At 52.5% G+C, this 19,049-nt stretch carries 16 protein-coding genes; 10 read left to right on the top strand and 6 right to left on the bottom strand.

Features of this window, described 5'->3' with window-relative positions:
* Positions 1–2 precede the first annotated feature (2 nt).
* Entirely contained in the window at positions 3–977 is a 975-nt protein-coding gene (locus FRY98_RS06500) for an MraY family glycosyltransferase (RefSeq protein WP_263639263.1), read from the top strand.
* A 344-nt stretch (positions 978–1,321) separates the two neighbouring features.
* On the opposite strand, the gene tatA is transcribed toward FRY98_RS06500, so the two are convergent.
* Complete coding sequence (gene tatA, locus FRY98_RS06505; protein WP_148450869.1) at positions 1,322–1,528, bottom strand: twin-arginine translocase TatA/TatE family subunit; 207 nt, start codon at positions 1,526–1,528, stop codon at positions 1,322–1,324.
* A gap of 181 nt (positions 1,529–1,709) precedes the next feature.
* Here tatA and ytaF point away from each other — a divergent pair, with 181 nt between their 5' ends.
* The 4 genes from ytaF to FRY98_RS06525 all read left to right on the top strand — a co-directional run bounded on the left by ytaF (position 1,710) and on the right by FRY98_RS06525 (position 6,053).
* A complete protein-coding gene (gene ytaF / locus FRY98_RS06510; protein ID WP_148450870.1) occupies positions 1,710–2,321 on the top strand; it encodes a sporulation membrane protein YtaF in 612 nt (203 codons plus the stop codon).
* Between the two features lie 939 nt (positions 2,322–3,260).
* Complete coding sequence (locus FRY98_RS06515) at positions 3,261–4,112, top strand: substrate-binding periplasmic protein (protein WP_148450871.1); 852 nt, start codon at positions 3,261–3,263, stop codon at positions 4,110–4,112.
* A 32-nt stretch (positions 4,113–4,144) separates the two neighbouring features.
* Positions 4,145–4,789: an amino acid ABC transporter permease gene (locus FRY98_RS06520; protein ID WP_148450872.1), complete on the top strand. Its 645-nt coding sequence runs from the start codon at positions 4,145–4,147 to the stop codon at positions 4,787–4,789.
* Between the two features lie 46 nt (positions 4,790–4,835).
* Positions 4,836–6,053: a M24 family metallopeptidase gene (locus FRY98_RS06525; protein WP_148450873.1), complete on the top strand. Its 1,218-nt coding sequence runs from the start codon at positions 4,836–4,838 to the stop codon at positions 6,051–6,053.
* Positions 6,054–6,271: 218 nt separating this feature from the next.
* Here the strand turns inward: FRY98_RS06525 and tnpC are convergent, their stop codons facing one another.
* Both tnpC and FRY98_RS06535 read right to left on the bottom strand, forming a co-directional pair.
* The gene (gene tnpC, locus FRY98_RS06530; protein ID WP_170287039.1) at positions 6,272–7,717 is read right to left on the bottom strand and encodes an IS66 family transposase; all 1,446 of its coding nucleotides are present in this window, start codon (positions 7,715–7,717) and stop codon (positions 6,272–6,274) included.
* Positions 7,718–8,106: 389 nt separating this feature from the next.
* The gene (locus FRY98_RS06535; RefSeq protein ID WP_148450875.1) at positions 8,107–8,883 is read right to left on the bottom strand and encodes a DeoR/GlpR family DNA-binding transcription regulator; all 777 of its coding nucleotides are present in this window, start codon (positions 8,881–8,883) and stop codon (positions 8,107–8,109) included.
* Between the two features lie 262 nt (positions 8,884–9,145).
* On the opposite strand from FRY98_RS06535, the gene FRY98_RS06540 reads away from it, so the two are divergent.
* The 3 genes from FRY98_RS06540 to FRY98_RS06550 all read left to right on the top strand — a co-directional run bounded on the left by FRY98_RS06540 (position 9,146) and on the right by FRY98_RS06550 (position 11,470).
* Positions 9,146–10,105 carry a metallophosphoesterase family protein gene (locus FRY98_RS06540; RefSeq protein ID WP_148450876.1) on the top strand — a complete coding sequence of 320 codons (960 nt, stop codon included), beginning with the start codon at positions 9,146–9,148 and terminating at the stop codon, positions 10,103–10,105.
* A 109-nt stretch (positions 10,106–10,214) separates the two neighbouring features.
* On the top strand, positions 10,215–11,153 hold the full coding sequence (locus tag FRY98_RS06545) for a hypothetical protein (RefSeq protein ID WP_249043337.1): 939 nt from the start codon (positions 10,215–10,217) through the stop codon (positions 11,151–11,153).
* 74 nt (positions 11,154–11,227) lie between these two features.
* Positions 11,228–11,470, top strand: a complete 243-nt coding sequence (locus FRY98_RS06550) for an NHLP leader peptide family RiPP precursor (protein ID WP_148450878.1) — start codon at positions 11,228–11,230, stop codon at positions 11,468–11,470.
* Between the two features lie 55 nt (positions 11,471–11,525).
* Here the strand turns inward: FRY98_RS06550 and FRY98_RS06555 are convergent, their stop codons facing one another.
* The 3 genes from FRY98_RS06555 to FRY98_RS06565 all read right to left on the bottom strand — a co-directional run bounded on the left by FRY98_RS06555 (position 11,526) and on the right by FRY98_RS06565 (position 18,085).
* Positions 11,526–13,421: a sensor histidine kinase gene (locus tag FRY98_RS06555; protein WP_148451222.1), complete on the bottom strand. Its 1,896-nt coding sequence runs from the start codon at positions 13,419–13,421 to the stop codon at positions 11,526–11,528.
* A 309-nt stretch (positions 13,422–13,730) separates the two neighbouring features.
* Positions 13,731–16,952, bottom strand: coding sequence for a cellobiose phosphorylase (locus FRY98_RS06560; protein WP_148450879.1), 3,222 nt, complete (start codon positions 16,950–16,952; stop codon positions 13,731–13,733).
* A 128-nt stretch (positions 16,953–17,080) separates the two neighbouring features.
* The gene (locus FRY98_RS06565) at positions 17,081–18,085 is read right to left on the bottom strand and encodes a LacI family DNA-binding transcriptional regulator (RefSeq protein WP_148450880.1); all 1,005 of its coding nucleotides are present in this window, start codon (positions 18,083–18,085) and stop codon (positions 17,081–17,083) included.
* A 192-nt stretch (positions 18,086–18,277) separates the two neighbouring features.
* Here FRY98_RS06565 and FRY98_RS06570 point away from each other — a divergent pair, with 192 nt between their 5' ends.
* Positions 18,278–18,454, top strand: a complete 177-nt coding sequence (locus FRY98_RS06570) for a hypothetical protein (RefSeq protein ID WP_225040840.1) — start codon at positions 18,278–18,280, stop codon at positions 18,452–18,454.
* A 173-nt stretch (positions 18,455–18,627) separates the two neighbouring features.
* Complete coding sequence (locus FRY98_RS06575; RefSeq protein ID WP_148450882.1) at positions 18,628–18,951, top strand: hypothetical protein; 324 nt, start codon at positions 18,628–18,630, stop codon at positions 18,949–18,951.
* Positions 18,952–19,049: the final 98 nt, after the last annotated feature.

Raw genomic sequence — 19,049 nt, forward strand, 5'->3', positions numbered from 1 at the left:
GTTTGGTGGTGAGTAAGATTTTATATATCTATACTTTGGTGCTCTCGTTTTTGATCGTATACGTTCTGATTCCACCCCTCGGCAAACTCGCCTTCCGGCTGGACTTCGTGGATAAGCCACGGGAGGATGTCGAGCGCAAAATACACCGGAACCCGATTCCGCTGACCGCCAGCTACGCGATCTTCATCGGTTTCTTTACGTCTTATCTTCTGTTTACCAGGGAGTTCACTTGGGAAACCGGCGCTCTTTTTCTGGGCGGTATCCTGCTGCTGGCCATCGGCACGGTCGACGATTGGTTCAAAACAAAGGGCAAGGATTTTCCGGCGCTTCCCAAGCTGATCGTCCAGGTATCCGCAGCTATACTGGTGTTCTTCTCCGGTATCGCTTTCAGCGGATTCGTCAACCCGTTTAACGGCGAATACGTCCTGCTGCCTACTTGGCTGCAATTTATTCTGACCATCCTGTGGATTTTTGGAGTAACCACGGTCATTAATTTTTCGGACGGGCTTGACGGTCTGGCGGGCGGTTTGGCCGCCATTTCCGCCGGAACGCTGTTCGTTGTCGCCCTTTCCAAAGGGCAGACCTCTTCGGCCATGCTGTCGATGACGCTGATCGGTGTGACCCTGGCCTATCTGCGGTACAACAAACCGCCGGCCAGAGTATTCATGGGCGATGCGGGCGCAACGTTCCTGGGCTTTATTCTCGCCGTCATCGCGCTGGACGGGGCTTTCAAGCAAGCGACCGTACTCTCGCTGTTCATCCCCGTGCTGGCTTTGGGCGTCCCGATTTTCGACAACCTGTTTGTCGTCATCAAACGATTCCTCCAAGGGAAATCGATCTATCAGGCCGATGCGAGCCAGGTTCACTACCGCCTGCTCCGGGCCGGAATGAATCATAAGCAAGCCGTGATGTTCCTTTATCTGATCAGCACCTGTCTGGGCTTGTCTTCCATCATCCTCCTGCTGCTGCAGGGGTAACCAAACGGACCTCATCCGATGATGAGGTCCGTTTGTTCACTTTCGGGAAGATTTCTTATATGATTGCTCCACCATAAACTGTCCTTCCCGGTTCCGTTCGTTTCGGCGTACCCGGTGCGCACGCTATCGGAAGCTCAAGCATCTACAGCCGGCTGCAGGATCGCCTTCCAGGCATCCGAAGCAATGTGCTTGGAAACTCGCGAGAAACCCGAATTTTTCAATCCCTCTCTATTCAAAATCACCATAAAAACAATTCATTGCCATGCCCGATTTCTCAAGACAATAGGAAGCAGGAAAAAAGGCAAAGAAAAAAGGCACCGAATCAGTGCCTGTATATCAAGAGGTTATGGTGTTTTGTTCGTTTCTCCGGCGGCGGCTCCGACTTCCTTCGGTTTCTCTTCTTCAAAGTCCCCACGGGCGCCCTTCTTGAACTCCTTGAGCATCGTTCCGAAGCTGCGGCCCAATTCCGGCAGTTTGCTCGGTCCGAATAATATTAACGCAGCGATAACCAGCAACAGCAAATGGGTCGGCCGCAACAAATTTTCAAGCACAAATATCACCTCTTTAGGCTATCTTTTTTAAAATTATACTACTTTATACAGGATAAAGGAAAACTATTTCTGCGAAAACGCCGATTAAATTTCCCGCCTTTCCTAGAAAAGTTCCGAAAGAAACCAAAATCCGCTGACGGGCATATGCTGAGACATCAATGTATGCAAAGGAGCGAGCACCATGAACATGTACAGTCTGTGGGCTGTCATCGCCATCGGATTGGCCTCCAATCTGGACAATGCGGGCGTAGGAATCGCCTACGGCGTCCGAAAAATCCATATTCCCTGGTATTCCAATCTCACCATCGCGGTCATTTCTTTTCTCGCCACCCTCTTATCAGGATTGTTCGGAAACTGGATGACCCTGTGGGTTCACCCCGCGATCGGCCAATGGGTCGGTACGATCGTAATCGTCACCGTCGGAGTCTGGGTCCTGCTTCAACCTTTTGTGGAAAAGAAAACCGTCCCCCGGGACGAGGAGCCCCCGATTCTGACCCGGCTGCTTCGCAATCCCGAAGAGGCGGACCGCGACAGCTCGAAATCGCTCAGCATCGGAGAATCCTTGCTGCTCGGTGTGGCGCTCGCCATGAACGCGCTGGCCGGGGGCTTTAACGCGGGCATCACCCATCTGAACGTGTTCTACACCTCGCTGTCGGTCGGCCTTTTCAGCTTTATCCTGCTGGCCCTATGTGCCGGATTCGGAGAGAAATACGCCGCCGAGAAGCTCGGTAACCGAGCCACGATCATCTCGGGGCTGCTCCTGATTTTTATTGGAATTCGTCAAATCTTCTAGTTCCTCCAAACATTAACTCAGCGGACATAATAGCCGAAGAATATAGCGGTCAAGGTGCTTGGCACACCTCCAATCCTTCCTCCAACTCCAAAAAAGATGCAAATCTGCAGGCTTTTAGGCCAGTTCACGAGCGTAATGCGAAAAAGGATGCAAATCTGCAGGCATTTCTAGCGATTTTGGAGATACGAACCGGTTTCGTCGAAAATTCCTGCAGATTTGCAGGGATTCTCAAATTTTGGCTCCAAACCAGAAAAAAACATGCACATATGCAGGAATTTTAAGTAATCCAGGTTGCCTGACGGGACACTAAATTCCCGGATTGGGCACCCGCCTGCCTGCTCCGCGTCGCCTTTAGCGGCAGGGCGGTCGAATGAGACGGTGCAGCCACGGCGGCAAGCCGGAACCATGGCCCGTTAACGGAAGCCATAGCGGCTAATTCCGTTAATTGAAGGCCATTTGGAAATGTAACGGAAACAGCAGCCGCTATTTGGGCCAAACACAGCCAATCGAATGGGGATGTGCTCAAATAGCCGCTCTGGATTCCGTTAGATTTTCCAAAATACGATTTCGCGTGGAATAGGCGCTATTATTTCCGCTAGAGTCGTGATATTAAAGCAACGGTTAGCCCGGACTGGAGGTCCGCCAATGAAAGCCGCTTGCGGTCAAATAAATCTAAAATGAGACCCAAGCATGGACAAGCCCATTTGAATTCACTCTAAAGCTACCTACCTCAACATCAAAATTCTCCGACCTCAATGGTCAAGGCAGCTTTCATATCGCAAGGTACGTTTTACGGGCATTTTGAGATCAAGGAAACAAATGACGCTGAATTGATCCGTGCCGGTAGGGACAAATTAGTGGAAACGATTGCCGCAGGCCGCCGCAATTAGCGGGAAACCGGGCTGTAGACGACATATTAACTGAAGGAGATACCCTACTATGAAAAAGAAAACATCCATTCTATCCTCGATCCTGATCATGGCTTTGACCCTCATCTTGGCCGCTTGCGGCAACAATGCCGCTAAACCGAATCCTCCGGCGCAGTCAGGCAATCCAAATCAAGCCGCCGGAGGCAATTCCCTGGAGCGGATCAAGAGTAAGGGCAAGATGACGATCGGCCTGATGGGGACGTACGCGCCTTATAATTTCGTAAATGAAAATAACGAAGTCGATGGCTACGACGCCGATTTGTCCAAGGAAATCGCCAAGCGGCTCGGTGTGGAAGCCGAATTTGTAACCGGCGAATTTTCCGGTCTGATCGAAGGGTTGAAGCAGGGCAAATTCGACGCCCTGGTGAGCCAGGTGACGATTACCGATGAACGTAAGCAATCGATTGATTTTTCCGAACCCTATGTGAAGAATGATGTCAGCATTATCGTCAAAGAAAGTAATAACAATATCCAGTCCGTTGAGGATTTTAAAGGCAAAAAGGTGGGCGTCGCCTTGGGCACGAACGATGAGGCTTACCTTCGCGACGAAGTTCTGCCTAAAGTCGGAACGTTTGAAATCGTCACCTACAACGACAATTTGAATGCGCTGATGGATTTGAACAACAAGCGGATCGACGCAACGATCAACAACGTATTCGCTCTAAAACCGCTGATTGAGAAAAATAATCTGAAGCTGAAAACGGTTGGGAAGCCTTTGAAATCCGACTATGCCGGCGTGGCGATGCCGAAGAACAGCCCCGAGCTGAAAGACGCGGTTGACCAAGCCCTCAAGGAAATCAAGGAAGATGGTACACTCAAAACGTTGTACAACAAATGGTTTGGCGTAGATCCTAACTTTTAAGCGGGGCTTAAGGCCGAGGGGAGGCAAAACGGATGAAGCTGGTGCTCGACAATCTTGAATATTTGCTGACCGGGGCATTTTTGACACTGCAGATCACCTTGATATCCATGTTTTTCGGCATTCTCATCGGACTGATCACCGCGATCGCCCGATTAAAGGGGAACCGGGTCCTGCGTGGCATGGCAAAAGGGTATGTCTCGATTATCCGGGGTACGCCGCTGATGGTGCAGATTTTTATCGTTTACTTCGGCCTGCCGGATCTCGGCATCCAATTGAGCCCGATGATGTCGGCCTACATCTCCATGAGCCTGAACGTCGGCGCTTACTTGTCCGAAACTTTCCGGGCCACGATTTTATCGGTGGAGCACGGGCAGACCGAAGCGGCCCAATCGCTCGGGATGACGCCGTGGCAGACGATGCGGTATGTGATTCTGCCACAGGCCGCCCGGATCGCGATTCCGCCGCTCGGCAACACGTTTATCGGCATGCTGAAGGAAACGTCGCTCATCTCGGTCGTGACGGTCGTGGAACTGTTCCGGGCGGCCCAAATTCTCATCGCCCGCTATTATGTGGCCATGCCGTTCCTGATCGCGATCGGGATCATGTACTGGATTATGAGCACCGGGCTGTCGATCATTCTGAACCGGGTCGAAAAACGTTTGTCGAAAGCGTATTGACCCCCTGTTAAATGTGGCGAACCCATTCAAGGAGCTGAAGACAAGCATGACTACTTTACAGGAACATTTGCCGGACGTGGCCGGTCGGGCCAGGGACATGCTGGAGCGCAGCGGGTACGACGCCCTGATCGCTTCCAGTCCCGAGAACGTCTATTATTTATCCGGTCAACCCAGCATGTTTATGTATACGTTCCGGATGAGCGAGGCGGCGTTCGCCGTCGTCTTCCGGGACCCCAACCGCCCTTCCCTTTTGCTGATGAGTGAATTCGAAGCCTCGGGATTGCCGAACGACATCCCGGGCTTTTCGATCGTCACCTATCCGCAGTGGATTGATCTGGACGATCCCTATAGTCTCAACAGGGATCGGTTCCGCGGCGAGCGTCCGGACGCGCCCCGCCCGGACGCCGCGTTGGCGGCGCTGGCCGCGGCGCTCCAGGCCGGCGGGCTCGCGGGCGGCGGACGGACCGTCGCCGCCGAGCTCAGCGGCATGCGCGCGCCGTCGCGGGCCGCGCTGGCGGAGCGGCTTCCGCAGGTGCGGTGGGCGGAAGCCGCTCCGATCTTTACGCGGCTGCGCGCGCGTAAAACCGGGTTCGAAATCGCGCAGCTCCGCGAGAGCTGCGCGATTTCGGAAGCGGCCCTCCGCGAGGCCGCGGGGTTGATCGCTCCCGGCGTGACCGCCGCGGAGCTGGCGGCCTCGTTCCGGATCGCGGTGACGCGCCGCCGCTTCGGCTTCAGCGAGCGCTTCACCACGATCTCCGTCGGGCCGCACTTCGCGCCGGCGACGGTATACGGGCCGCACCGTGCGGCTCCCGGCGACATCATCAAATTTGATGTCGGGGCCGACGTTCGGGGCTACGGGGCGGACATCGCCCGTACGTTCGCCCTGGGCGAGCCGGCCGATGCCGCCAAGCGCGCCTATGCGGCGCTGCGCCCGGGGCACGACCGCATGCTTGCGCTGGCGGGTCCCGGCGTCCCCATGGCCGAGGTGTTCCGGGAAGGGATGGACGTCATCCGGCGCTCCGGGCTGCCGGACTACAACCGGGGCCACCTCGGCCACAGCATCGGCCTGGCTCTCGCCACGGAGGAGGCGCCGTTCTTCAGCGCCGCCGAAACCACCGTGCTCGAGCCAGGGATGGTCGTATGCATCGAAACGCCATACTACGGGTATGGCGTCGGCGCGGTGATGATCGAGGACATGCTCCTCATCACCGAAAACGGCAATGCGCGGTTCAATCAACTGACCCGCGACTTGGTCATCTTGTGAGGCGGGGATACCGGCCGCGCGTCCGGTGCCTCACGTTCCCCATCCTCTGATTCAGACCGCAGACCTCCCAACCGCAGGTGGAGCCCGCGACGGTCAAGGTCTCCCAGCAGGCTTCCGCCACTCCCAACTCAAAAAGGATGCAAATCTGCAGGTATTTAGACCGATTCACGCTTGAATGCGAAAAAAGATGCAAATCTGGTTACTACTTAGGTAGCAGTTTAGAATTGGAGACGGCCCTGAAGAGCGGAAGAGAGCGATTCCAGGATAGGGCGTTTTTGTTTGAGGAGGGTAGAGATGACTCCGCGAATACGGGCGAAATGTTCTGCGCCGGCTTCGGTGCGGAATGCTCCAGAAATTTTAGTCTTCACCTTGACCATACGAATATCTCGCTCGGCTTGGTTATTGTCAAACGGTACGTGGGCATCTCGAAGAAAGGCGAGGATAGCAGATTTCCATTTCTCAAACCGCTCTGCTAAATTCCCGGCCTTCCCTTTGGCTTGTCTGCCGCGTACGCCCTTTTTCCTGGCAACGACGTTCTTACTCCATTCTTCTCTGCCACGAAAAAGAATATCGTCATAGTGCTGCTCGATTTCCTGGACCACCAGTTCCGGGAGAGGCTTGCCGGATTCGCGGGAGGCGCACACCAGGCTCCAACTTTCTTGCAGCAATGTTTTCATTTCCCCCGACCATTGGTGATTATCGTTCTCGGTAATGCCCTGACATTCCCGAAGGAGATGCGCATTGCACAGAACGTGGCGGAACGAAAACGACTTTGGGTTGAAGTACGGACCATAGCAATCATGGACAACCGTACCTTTATAGGCGGGCAGGATCCCTCCGGCCGCCATTCCTTGGGTACCGCGGCTACTGTGAACGGTGAGGTGTGTGAAGCTGCCATTGCTCGCCGTATGCATCCAGACCCCGCTTCCGTTAACGCGAAACCCGGTCTCATCCGCATGGATGAGCGGGCTCCGGAGCAGGTGCTGTTGGATTTGTTGCTCAGGCGTAGTTAAGGAGGTATACATCTGCTGGAGGTGCGAGAGCAGCGTAGCCTCACTCGGACCGTGATCTGTCAAATCTTCGAAAAGCTGAGCAATGCGTTCCAAAGGCAGCAATTGGTAGACACTCAAATAGCTGGTCCAAGCCCGTAGCGTATCACCGTACTGCACAGGGGCCTTTACTCGCTCAGGAAAAGCAGCTGTACTTGTGGCCCTGCAGGACGGACAGCACTTCGTTTCGGCCCGATGTTCGGTGACGCTCCATTTGACAGGAGGTAGATCGAAGACTTGCCGGGCTTCATACCTTTGAGCAGGGATGTCTGCCAGAGACGTATGGCAGAAAGTGCAGATCGCATGCGGATGAATCTGGATTTCATCCGGTTGTGCCACCATACGCAGCGTCTGCCCGGGATGACCTTTGGGTGCCCCTTTTTTTCCACCGGATTGCCGGAGATTGTTGGTTTTACGGAACCCATCGCTAGAAGGCGGCTTACTGCTGTTGTTGCTATTTTGACCGAGTTGACGTTCAAGTTCCTGAACGCGTTGCTCCAACTCTACAATACGTTTGGCCTGCTGATCGATCACCTGCAGCAAGGCGTTAAAGGCAGTGATAATTTCGGGGTCGCCCTTGCATATGGCATGGACTTGTTCAGGGGATAGATGCATGGGTGACGCTCCTCTCATGAATTGGATTAACTTACCTTTTTGACAAAAGAGTTATAAACCCTTTTTTATAGAAAAAAAAAAACTTCCCGCACTTAAGCAGGAAGTCCTAAGTAGTAACCAAATCTGCAGGTATTTTAGGCTGATCCCCGAGGGGATGCGAAAAAAGATGCAAATCTGCAGGTATTTTTAGCAATATTAGAGAAACGAGCCGGTTTCGTCGAAAATTCCTGCAGATTTGCAGGCATTTTGAAATTTGGGTTCCGAACACGAAAAAAACTTGCAGATATGCAGGAATTTTTAATCGAGGGTTGTCTGATTCGGCCCCAAATCGGAATCGCGGGGAACAGCAGCAGCTCAAAAATAACTTACGATCTCCCGAAAAGCCCCAGTCAAATCCTTGCCCCTATCATGACCTCCACTTCGCGCTCCCTCAGCCCTTTCACCCACTCCTGCGGGCAGGAGGCGTCGGTTAGCAGTACAGAGACGTTTTCCAGCGGGCAGATTTTGGCGAATGTCGTCACGCCGAGTTTGGTATGATCGGCCACGATGAGGGATTCTTCCGCCCGCTGCATCATCTTGCGGGAAACCGCCGCCTCTTCAAGATCATAGTCGGTCACGCCGTCGGTCAGCGAAACGCCGCCCACCGAAATAAACGCCTTGTCGGCCTTGAATTCGTCCAATGTTCGATGAACAACAGGACCCACGGCCGCTTGAACCTTGGGATCTATCTCCCCACCGGCGAACACGACCCTGCCCCGAAACTCATTTAAAGCGTAATTCAAGATCGGCACCGAATTAGTAATGACGGTTACTTGTGTCCGATCCTTAATCGCCCGCATAATCTCAAGCGTCGTTGTTCCGTTGTCGAGCAAAACCGTCTCTCCGTCCTTGATCAGGGACGCGGCGAGAGCCCCGATTTCCGACTTCTCCTGCTGCTGCATCAGCGATCGCTTGAAGAAGGGCGGTTCCGTTTGCTCGACACGTACCCGGACGGCTCCGCCGTAAACTTTTCTCAAGCGCCCCTCCTTCTCAAGCCTTTCCAAATCACGGCGCACGGTTTCCGTGGACACATTGAGCTGTTTGGCCAGCCTATGTACATGAACCTTGCCTTCCTTGTCCAATTGGTCCAAAATGGTGGTCTTTCTATCCTCAAATGTTAATGACATCGCTCTCCCTCTGCTCCTTTTGCTTTGCGCCCAGGCGCTTCTCGTTTGTATTGTTGTGGTTTTTTGTTGTTTTAAATCAGTTTATTCGCCGTCAAGCCGCTTGTCAAACAAAGTCCAACCGCGCCGGATGCTAACAATTTCATTGACAGGTTCCGCTTCCGGGGATAAAATCTCTTAAAACAACAAGAAACAACACAATACAACAGTACAACAATACAACATATCTGCAAGTAGTGAGATATAAAATCGGGAGGAACAGCGGATGAGCCAACGTTTAACTTTTCGGGAAGACGGCACATTTACCATCGTTCAGTTCACGGATTTGCATTGGAAGGACGGCAAGGAAATAGATCAGCGCACCCGGGCGCTTATGGAGCTCGTTATAGAAGAGGAGCGGCCGGATCTTGTGGTGTTTACGGGGGACGTGATTTATACTGGTCCGTCCCCGGACGGAATCGCCAAGTGCGAAAATCCGTCCCAGGCGCTGCGGGAGGCGGTAGCGGCGGTGGAGGAACGCGAAATTCCCTGGGCCCTCGTGTTCGGTAATCACGATACCGAGCAAGGGATAACCCGGGAGGAGCTGATGCAGGTCGTCACGGAGCACCGGCACACTTTGGCGGTACCCGGGCCGGCGGATCTCCCCGGCGTGGGAAACTATGTCCTTGAGTTGGCGGATCAGAGCGGACAGCCTGCGGCCAATCTGTATTTTCTCGATTCGGGGAGCTATTCGAGTCACGAGCACATTCCCGGCTATGGCTGGGTTACGCGGGAGCAAATTCAATGGCTGACTGCGGAGTCGGCTAGATTAAACCCTCCCGAAGCGGCGGTCAAGACGCCGGCCTTGGCTTTTTTTCATATTCCGATTCCGGAGTATCAGGAACTTTGGGACAAGCAGGTGTGCTATGGTCATAAATATGAACCGGTATGCAGTCCGCAGATCAACTCGGGGCTTTTCGCGGCGCTGGTGGAGATGGGCGATGTCATGGGCACGTTTTGCGGTCATGACCACGTGAACGACTACTGGGGCGTTTTGCACGGTATCCGGCTGTGCTACGGCCGGGCGAGCGGCTTCCATACCTATGGCAGGGAGGGCTTCCCCCGCGGAGCCAGAGTCATCCAATTGACCGCAGGCGCCCGCGGCTTTGATACCTGGCTGCGGCTTGAGGATGGCAGCGCCGTTCATGAACAGCCCGAGCACCGGCCGACTCAGGATCATTCGTAAATTTACCGGCATACAGCCTTCAAGTTAAAAATTTCCTTCTTGGCGAAGCTTCACTTATAATTAGGAATAAATTAGAAAATCGCTGATGGCTGATAAAAGGAGGATAAACTTGAATTGGTTGCATGCCTATGAAGAGGAATTAAAGCTGGCATTTGACGATGCCGAGAAGAGGCTCACCGTTCTGCCCGCATCATTACGGGAACCGGCTGTGGAATTTCTTCACAAATTTCATGTTCTTCGAGAAAAGTCCTCTAAAAATTATATCTGCTACCTTCTGCCCTTCTGGTTAAAGGAGCCGGCCGATATCGATTTGGCGGACTGTCGCCGGATAGCGGCGGCCAATATTCTCGGCATGTTGTATTACCAGCTTGTCGATGCGGCCATGGATGAACCCGATTCCGCCAAAACCGGTCGGTTGCCGATGGCCCAGTTGATTCACCTGGAGTTTATCCAGATGTACCAACGCTATTTTCCGGGAAATTCTCCGTTCTGGGCTTATCATCAAAAATACGTTGCCGAATGGGCGGAAGCCGTATCCAAGGAGGCCGTGTCCGATTATTTTTATGATGACCCGGTAAAAATGGCGCACAAAGCTGCGCCCGTCAAGCTTTCCGTTGCGGGTGCGATGCTGCTGGCCAAACGGGGCGAACGGATCCCGCAAATCGAACAAGCCGTGGACACCGTTTTGATAACCCTGCAATTGCTGGACGACTGGGACGATTGGGAGAAAGACCTCAAGGAGAACAGTTACAACGCCTTGGTATCGGTCATCCAGACCGAGCTGGACATTCCCAAAGAACGACGCCCTACAGCCGATGAAGTGCGGAGGGGCATTACGGTTTTCGGAGCGTTATCCCGGCTAGCGGAGCTTGGAAACCGGAATCACGATTCCTTGCTGAACATTCAGGAATTTGTGCCCGATCTGGTTGCTTTTCATGCCACTCTCCGAACCAATCTTAATGACGGAGCCGCAGAGATGGAGCGGGAGCGAAACGCATTGCTCCAAGCGGGAGGATTGGGATACTGGCTGACCAAACATATGAGTTGAAAGTAGATTTCATAAAAGATTCATGATATACTGACTAGGAAAATATAACCATTTTCATAGGAAAGGGTGATCTTATGACATCAGGAGCTCTCCTTCAAAACAAGGTTATTGAAAAAGCATGGCAAGATCCGAGTTTTAAAGAAAAACTTCTCACCGATCCCAAAGCCGCAATCCAGGAGGCACTCGGTGTAATTCTCCCGGATCACATCAAAGTAAAAACTATAGAAGAGAATTCCGATGAATTTTATCTTGTACTGCCTCCAAATCCTTCTAATGTAATTAAGTCCGAAGTCAAGCCTAATGCAGTCTGGAGTTAATTCTTGCCTATTGTTTAGTACTGAGTAGGGATACGAGTGAACCTTGGTCCAGTTCTCAAGCATGCTTCAATGCGGGGAATCGGATCACCGCCTCGGTCCCTACTCCTTTTTTACTAGTAAAGTTGATTTTCCCGTTCATGATTTCGATGATACGGAAGGTTACCATAAGCCCCAATCCAGTCCCTTTGGTTTTGTTGGAGAAGTAAGGTTCGCCCAATCGGGACAGCACTTCTTCATCCATTCCCTCTCCGGTGTCCTTAATGTGGATACTGACCTCCCCATCCTTCTCATATGCCCAAATTTGAATCTCTCCTTCTCCGTGAAGAGATTCGATACTATTTTTAATAATATTTATGAAGGCTTGCTTGAATTTCGAAGAATTGCCTTTAATGTATAGATCCTGCGGAATATGGACGGAAATTTTGCCTCCCTGGAGATTGGCCATCGGTACCAAAATACCTTCGATATGAATAAACTCATTTAGCACATTTAACTCGGTTACCTTTCCGACTTCCGGCTTTGCGAATGTCAAAAAATCGGTGATGATACTGGAGGCGCGGTCCAGTTCTTCCAGAGCCATGCTTAAATAAACCTTATCGGCAGAATTCTGCTTGGCTACGAGTAACTGCAGAAAACCTCGGGTTACTTGCAATGGATTCCGCACTTCGTGTGCGACGGAAGCCGCCAGTTCACTGATGATCTCCATTTTCTCGGAACGTTGAAGTTCATTGTTAAACATTTCGAGCTGCTTCGAGTATTCGACCACCTGCTCATGATTCCTTGCAAATCTTTTACCAAGGATGATAATCAGAGAAATTACAAAGCAAACAACGCCCCACTTCCAAAGATAAAGATCATAGTAGGCAGATTTAAAGAAGAACCAGCTCAATTCAACAATACCCAGAAGTGCAAATATAGCAAATCCGACAGAAAAAATAATGGCCTCCTGATTCCCACGAATTGTATAAATCGTTGAAACGGTAATCAGAAGAATAAACTGGACGATCATAATAATACCTAGTACCGTTACTGTAGCTATTTTATAGTAATCGTAAAACTGGTTGCCGCTGAGTAAGTTCACGATCATGAAGAGTACGCAAAAAAGAGAATACCCTAGTTGAAATTTCTTGTACTTGCTGATAATTGACTTGTAGCCTTTACCAAAAATACTTTCAAAAAAAGTTGTAAACGACGGCAACAAAACAAGAAGTGACAGATCAAACAACACTACATAAATACCACCATATTTCCCATACAGAGAATAGAGAAATGATGAATAAGTAATAACAATGATGCCGCTGGCTAAAATAATTAAACATAAGGAGAACCAGCTGGACAGATTCTTGTTTTTTAAAAAGAGCGAACAGATCAGCATGACTACTGCTATAAATATTAAGGCACAACCGATTATGAAATCCGTCAGATTGTCCTTAATATACGTATTCTGCATCTCCGCATAATCGCCTAAAAGCACGCCGCTCTGCAATCCAATTCTTGAACCTGATTTGATACCAACATATATGGAGTTACCTTCTGCCGACTGGTCCAACGGCAGCAAAATCGTATTGGTTTCGTACTTGTATTTTCGTTCCGATTCAAAGATTACTCGATCTCCGGAAAGAATGACCACATTGTATCCGTAAATTTTTTCAAAAAGGACGGTAGGCTTACCTTTATCGAATTCAGGAATTCCAATCTTGACCCACTGGGCCTTAGCCCAAGTTGGAACTTCTGGCTTGGGGCCATCAGCTTCCACCCTCGTCCATCCCGGCAACCGCTCCAAATCTTCCACGCTCATATTCGGATCGAATCGATCCGTCCAGGTGACTTCCCACTCCTTGATCGCCCGGTCGCTTCCATGCTTGGAATCCGGAACTTCCAGTAAAAATGCGCAAAAAGCCACCACAACCAGTACAAAAATGATGGCTACCGCTTTAAAAAAGGCTTTCATTCCAGCACCCCTGCCAATGAAATAAAGAGCTACTCCAAATATATCAATTCGCTGCGGCAAAACCGTTAACCTTCAATTATATGGAAAATAAAGAACTTTTTTAATGTGACCTGCATCAGAAATATTGTACCGTTAATGATGCGTTTAATCTATGAATACTTTTGTCGATATGCAATTAACTTCCAATTTACTAGTTTTCCAGGGAAGCCGTTCCAGCGAAAAATAGGCCCTGGATATCCGTAGATCAGGAGAATCCAGAGCCTAAAGAAAGATTTTACTATGATTTCAGAAATGTCTGCGGCGCGGGATTTAGGCCATGTCGATGTCGATCCGGATCGCCCCTCCGCCGCGGATGTCCTCCGCAAGACCGCCGGCAATCACGGAACCCTCCAGGTTCACCGTCGATCCGTCGGCTTTATGCACGGCTATGCCGCGAATCGTTGCCGCGTCGCTGCCGTAGGTGTCCTTCTTCCTCGGGTTGCGATAGGTGACCTGCGTCTTGCCCAAGAAGGTGAAGCTCACCTCGCCGCGTTCGTCAAACAGCCAGCCCGGCAAAGCGGGGTTGAAGCAGAGCTGCAGTTCGCCGCCGGAAACGCGGAACACCCGCTTGCCCGCCATCATCGTGATCCACATGCTGATAAACTCCGCGGTGGAGCCGCTTAATCGGGCGACGAAGCCCCGGCCGTGCACCTGGGGATCGGGATTGACGCTGGAGGCGATGAACGAGGAATTCTCCAGCGTACTGCGCCCGTAAACCTCCGGATCGAGGAACGGGATGAGCGAGGTCTGGATTTCCTCGAAGAACTGTTCCTTCAGCCCCGCCTTCAGCAAGGCCAACAAATATTTGTAGCTCATGTGCAGGAAGATCGATTCCCGTTCCAGCCATCCCGGCGTAAACGCGCGAATCCGGCCGATTTCATGTGATTCCCCGCCCAGGCTGACCGAGGTTTTGTACATGCGCAGCTTGTCGTCAAACAGGTCGCTGGCGCGAATCAATTCGTAAGCGCGCTCCGCTTCCGCCGGGTCCTCCAGCGTCTTCATCCAGCGGGCCGGACCCTCCAGGAAATGAGGCAGCGGGCGGACGGCAAATTTCTTCACCGCCGCTTTAGGCAGCCCGTAGCCGCTAATCACGGGTTTCCCCTGGCCGTCCAGCACAGGTTCGTACGCTACGGCTTCAAAGGCGAAGTAGGTCGGCGCGAGCCCGTTCCCCAGCGACACGGCTTCCGCGATCCCGGCGTCGATTTTGTCCAGCATCTGACGGAAAGCCGGAAGCAGATCCGAAAGCCGAAGCGTGCGCTCCTCCCCGGTGATGCCGTAACGGATGCTCTCCCGGTAACGCTCGCGGGCCGAGGTTACCTGGTCCCAATAGGAGAAGGAATCCAGTTCGCCGCTTAGATGACGAGAGAGCAGGGCGGTCACGGTCCGCAACAGGTCCGCGATCTCCTCGGGGACAGCGATCTCCCGCGAGGCGGCTTCTTCGGCGGATTCCGACACGAACTTCAGCATCCGCTTCAGCTCGAAGGTTTCGCTCATTCCGGAACCGAAGAGGCCCGGCAGCCCGTTCATGGCATCGTTCCAGCCCGGCTTGTTCCCCTCCATCTCGATCCCCATGCCGAAAGGATCGAGGGTCGCAAATTTGACCAGGGAAAGGGACAGCAGCTTCACGAACAAGTTGGTACGGTAGATCTCTCCGCCGCCGTTGTTCGTTTTCAGCCAGTTCGTACTTTTTGCCGTCAAACCCTGCCGCTGCATTTTTTCCTCATCCAGCACCATGGCCCCGTACTGCCGAACTTGCCCCCCGCTAATTACGTACTTCTCGCTCCGCGGCAAAACTCGGGCCGGGCTGTCAAAGTACGTATAGTCCTGCTCCTCGTACAGCAAAGCGGCCTTCCGATCCGGGAATATATCGAGATAACTGTCGATCAGATCCATATTGTAAGTCCAGTGATCGGACCAGTAACCTTCCCCGAAGGTCGCTTCGATTTCCTGTTCGGCCAGGGACAAAATGCCGGTCAAAAACGCCTCTTCCTCCACTTGTAGAGATACCTGGTGCTGCGCCACATAGGAAATCAGCTTGCCCGGCGTAAATTTCCGGAGACAGAGCTCCCGCAGCTCCTTCCGGGAATTGCCGGCGGCTTTGGCCAGCCATTGTTCCAGCTCCGAAGAACGGCTTTCCGGCACGCGGAAGCTCGTTCCCTCTACGCCGAGCGGATTGTAGCCGTCAGCCTGCATCAGGCTGAAGAACGTTTTGATGTTGAAGGTGCCTACGCGTGGGTTGAAGTAAATGTCGCTGCGACGGTTTTGATTGGCGTCCCGGAAGTTGCCGTTGCCTTGGGAATAATACTCGGGCGCGATCGAGAAAAAGTTATAGTCCCGTTCCAAATCCCCATGTTTGCGGGAATACAGGTGTATCACGAAGCCCTCTCTGCCATTCTCGAAAATAAACGGGTAACCGCCGCGCAGAAAATTGTCCAGATAGCTCTGCTTGGCGTACGCGTCAAACAGCGGCATCGCTGTTTTCGTGGTCACGTCGGCCGTCAAGGCTTCCGTCAATTCCCGGGCTTCCTTCCGCTTCCGCTCAATATAGGCCGGTACCGCGATCGAAGGGGCTTTCTCATTCAGCCGTTCCACACTGTCGAAGTGACCGATCAGCGTAAAAATACGCTTGGACTCCCCCGGCGCCAATTCCACGGCTGCCCCGGAAAATCCGCACGGCACCTTGTTGGTGCAGTACTGCGTCTGTTCCGCCAGCTCGGACAGCGGCGTCCCGGCAAAGCGCTCGGGATAAGCCAATGACGTATTGCTGCCGAAAATCAGCTCAAAATCGGCGAACGGCCGGATCAGGCTGCCCTGTTCATCGAAGGACAGGTAGAAGTGGCCGCTGCGGATTTCGCTCACCTCCGCTTCGTCGTGCGTACTGGAGCGGTTCCGGTAGTAGGGAATTCCGTTCTCCAGATTTTCGACCTCCATCCAGCTCCGCAGCAGATTGCCGATTTCTTTGTATCCCGCATTCTCCACCCCGTAAGGCAGAATTTCCGGCAACCCGTCGAGTACCTCGAAGCGAAGCGTCCGATCCGAATCGTTCGTGAAGTCCACTTGGCGGACCAATGCCGCATAATCGTCGTTCGGGATATGAAAATAAGTGACTTTCGTGCTTAATCCCTTGCCTTCATGCTTTTCTTCAATGCCGACTTCATTAGCCAGAATCCGCATGCTGCGGTGAGCCTGGGGATCCGGATGCATACTTTGGAACGGCTCGTATATCTCCGAGCTTCCGCTCTCCTTGATAAAGGTTCTGAACCCTTTCATCGAAACGGATTGATAAGTAACGCTGGCCGGGGAAAATTCCATGATCGGGCTGTTCTTGTCCCGAATCCCAAAACTGCAGACCGCCTGCCCCCGATTGACGTAAAACGTCCACATCGGAATCCCTTTAAGCCCGGCCAGACCAGGCAGGAAGCTGGAAAACGGCTTAGCCTTATCGAACTGTTGAATGACAAAAGCATCCTGCTCAAACCTGTAATTTGACATTCGTATTCCTCCTCCATCTTTGGTTATAAAACTGCTCTCCAACCTTATTCAAATCCTCTTGAAAAATAGCTTGGCGAAAGGGTCGAAACCGGTTTCGATTTGTTTCGAAAAAAAAACCAGGGACCGCGTTAAAGCGAACGACAAGACTCCCTGATGACAATTTCTACCGGCAACATAGCGGTTTGCACTCCGCTCCCGCCTTCTATCGTATAGATTAACATGTCGGCTGCTTTGCTGCCAAGTGCATAAGTATCCTGCCGGACGGTGGTTAAGGCCGGTGTCAAAAATTTGACCATTTCAATGTCGTCGAACCCGATCAACGAGATGTCGTCCGGTACGCGGAGCCCCCGTTTTTTCAGGGTCATCATGGCTCCGACCGCAAGGTTGTCCCCGGCGGCAAACACCGCCGTAGGGAGCTCATCCGTCAGAAGCAGCTCCTCCATCGCAGCCTGGCCGCTCTCCATAGTATAATCATAGCTGCCTTGAATCACATACTGGGGTTCGACAGGCAGATTTAAGTTTTCCATCGCGCGAAGGTAACCCTGAAGCCGCTTCTCCCCCGCGAAACTATGCCCGCCGCCGATATGGCCGATCCGCCGGTGGCCGAGCCGATGCAGGTACTCCACTGCCTGCATGGCGCCCGCGATATTGTCGGAACAGATCGTGCTCTTTTGCTCCGACTCCTGATCCAGAAGCACGCACGGAATGTCGGAATCCAGCAGCTCCTGAAAATACGGATCCCCATAATCGGGCAGAATGACGACAACCCCGTCCACACCGCGAATTTTGCAGTGCTCCACATACCCGCTTTTTTTTCCGCCGATATCCTTGGTGACGAACATTAAATCATAGCCCTTCGAAGTGGATACCTTCTTAAATCCTTCGATGACCCCGGCAAAATAAGGATGCAAAATCCCCGCACCCGAAGGCTCGTTAAAAAGCACTCCGATCGTCCAAGAGCGTTTCATCGTCAGCGAGCGGGCATGGGCATTCGGGAGATACCCGAGCTGCTCGGCCGTCTCCAATATTTTGGCACGCGTCTTGGGGCTGACATCCGAATAATCGTTAAACACTTTCGACACCGTGGTCGGGGAACAACCGGCGATTTTGGCAATATCGTATATGGTTACCACTTGAACGTTCATCTCCTGCTTTAGCTCGGAAAACCGCTCCGAGGGTTCTTGAGAAATTGTAGCCGTCCTGCCGCGAAAAAGTCAACAGCCATCGCTGCCCCCCGTTTGCGCCCGTTTTCCCCTTGTTTCATCAAGGCGCCAAGCGTTTAAGAATAGGCAAACAGACCACTAGCGATGAAGGAGGGAAATTCCGTGTACGAGCCTCGGGATCGGAAGGAAGTCAACAGTGTCGATGTGGAGCGCAGGGACGTCCAGGAAAGATCGGAGCCCAGCATGGTTGCGGCAACCTTTATCAAATATGCGGCCTATTTAATTATCTTTTTCGGTTTCCTGTACTTTCTGGTCAAATACGTGTTTCCCAAGTTCTAAACGGCTTCCGGGCCCTATCGAAAAAAAGAGGCTGACCCGATCATCCTTAGAGGTGACGGTGACAGCCTCTTTGCTTTTTGGGGTTTACCGTCGCCGAAAACAGCCGCTCGTTTGAAATTGTCCGATTGGGGTAAACTCCAAGTAAACGTTCTGAAATAAGGAGGCGAAGCAGAATGCCGAATGAACCGAGCCCCAATGCGGGGGAACAAGCCTATGAAAGATATAATTTGCTCAAAGAGTACCGACCCGAGAATGATATTCCCGGAGATGATCTGCTCCCCCACGACACGCGGATTACCCAAAGCTTAAGCGAACCCGGCGACGAGTCGGAAGCCCGCCGTGCCACTGGTGCCGAAGACACCACGGAACCGCTGCCGGACGTTCCGGACGCCGACGCGATCCAGAAGGACAGTCCCGTGGACCCTTCGGCGCCCGATCCGGACGCCATGCACGGCACGGATCTGCTTAACGGCTATGACGGAGACGACAGCGAGTGACTTCGACATTCCCCCATCCCGGTTTGTGCGGGATGGGGATTCTTTATGGAGAAGGACTTTTTCAAGGCATCTACATAACCCCCGCCGGAACAGGAAAT

This window comes from Paenibacillus faecis (assembly GCF_008084145.1).
Taxonomy (GTDB): Bacteria; Bacillota; Bacilli; order Paenibacillales; family Paenibacillaceae; genus Fontibacillus; species Fontibacillus faecis.

What these genes read in the sequence shown, in the direction of transcription:
- ytaF (WP_148450870.1), top strand. Translation starts at nt 1,710, where the DNA reads ATGAACATGTACAGTCTGTGGGCTGTCATCGCCATCGGATTGGCCTCC.
- FRY98_RS06515 (WP_148450871.1), top strand. Translation starts at nt 3,261, where the DNA reads ATGAAAAAGAAAACATCCATTCTATCCTCGATCCTGATCATGGCTTTG.
- FRY98_RS06520 (WP_148450872.1), top strand. Translation starts at nt 4,145, where the DNA reads ATGAAGCTGGTGCTCGACAATCTTGAATATTTGCTGACCGGGGCATTT.
- FRY98_RS06525 (WP_148450873.1), top strand. Translation starts at nt 4,836, where the DNA reads ATGACTACTTTACAGGAACATTTGCCGGACGTGGCCGGTCGGGCCAGG.
- tnpC (WP_170287039.1), bottom strand. Translation starts at nt 7,717, where the DNA reads ATGCATCTATCCCCTGAACAAGTCCATGCCATATGCAAGGGCGACCCC.
- FRY98_RS06535 (WP_148450875.1), bottom strand. Translation starts at nt 8,883, where the DNA reads ATGTCATTAACATTTGAGGATAGAAAGACCACCATTTTGGACCAATTG.
- FRY98_RS06540 (WP_148450876.1), top strand. Translation starts at nt 9,146, where the DNA reads ATGAGCCAACGTTTAACTTTTCGGGAAGACGGCACATTTACCATCGTT.
- FRY98_RS06550 (WP_148450878.1), top strand. Translation starts at nt 11,228, where the DNA reads ATGACATCAGGAGCTCTCCTTCAAAACAAGGTTATTGAAAAAGCATGG.
- FRY98_RS06555 (WP_148451222.1), bottom strand. Translation starts at nt 13,421, where the DNA reads ATGAAAGCCTTTTTTAAAGCGGTAGCCATCATTTTTGTACTGGTTGTG.
- FRY98_RS06560 (WP_148450879.1), bottom strand. Translation starts at nt 16,952, where the DNA reads ATGTCAAATTACAGGTTTGAGCAGGATGCTTTTGTCATTCAACAGTTC.
- FRY98_RS06575 (WP_148450882.1), top strand. Translation starts at nt 18,628, where the DNA reads ATGCCGAATGAACCGAGCCCCAATGCGGGGGAACAAGCCTATGAAAGA.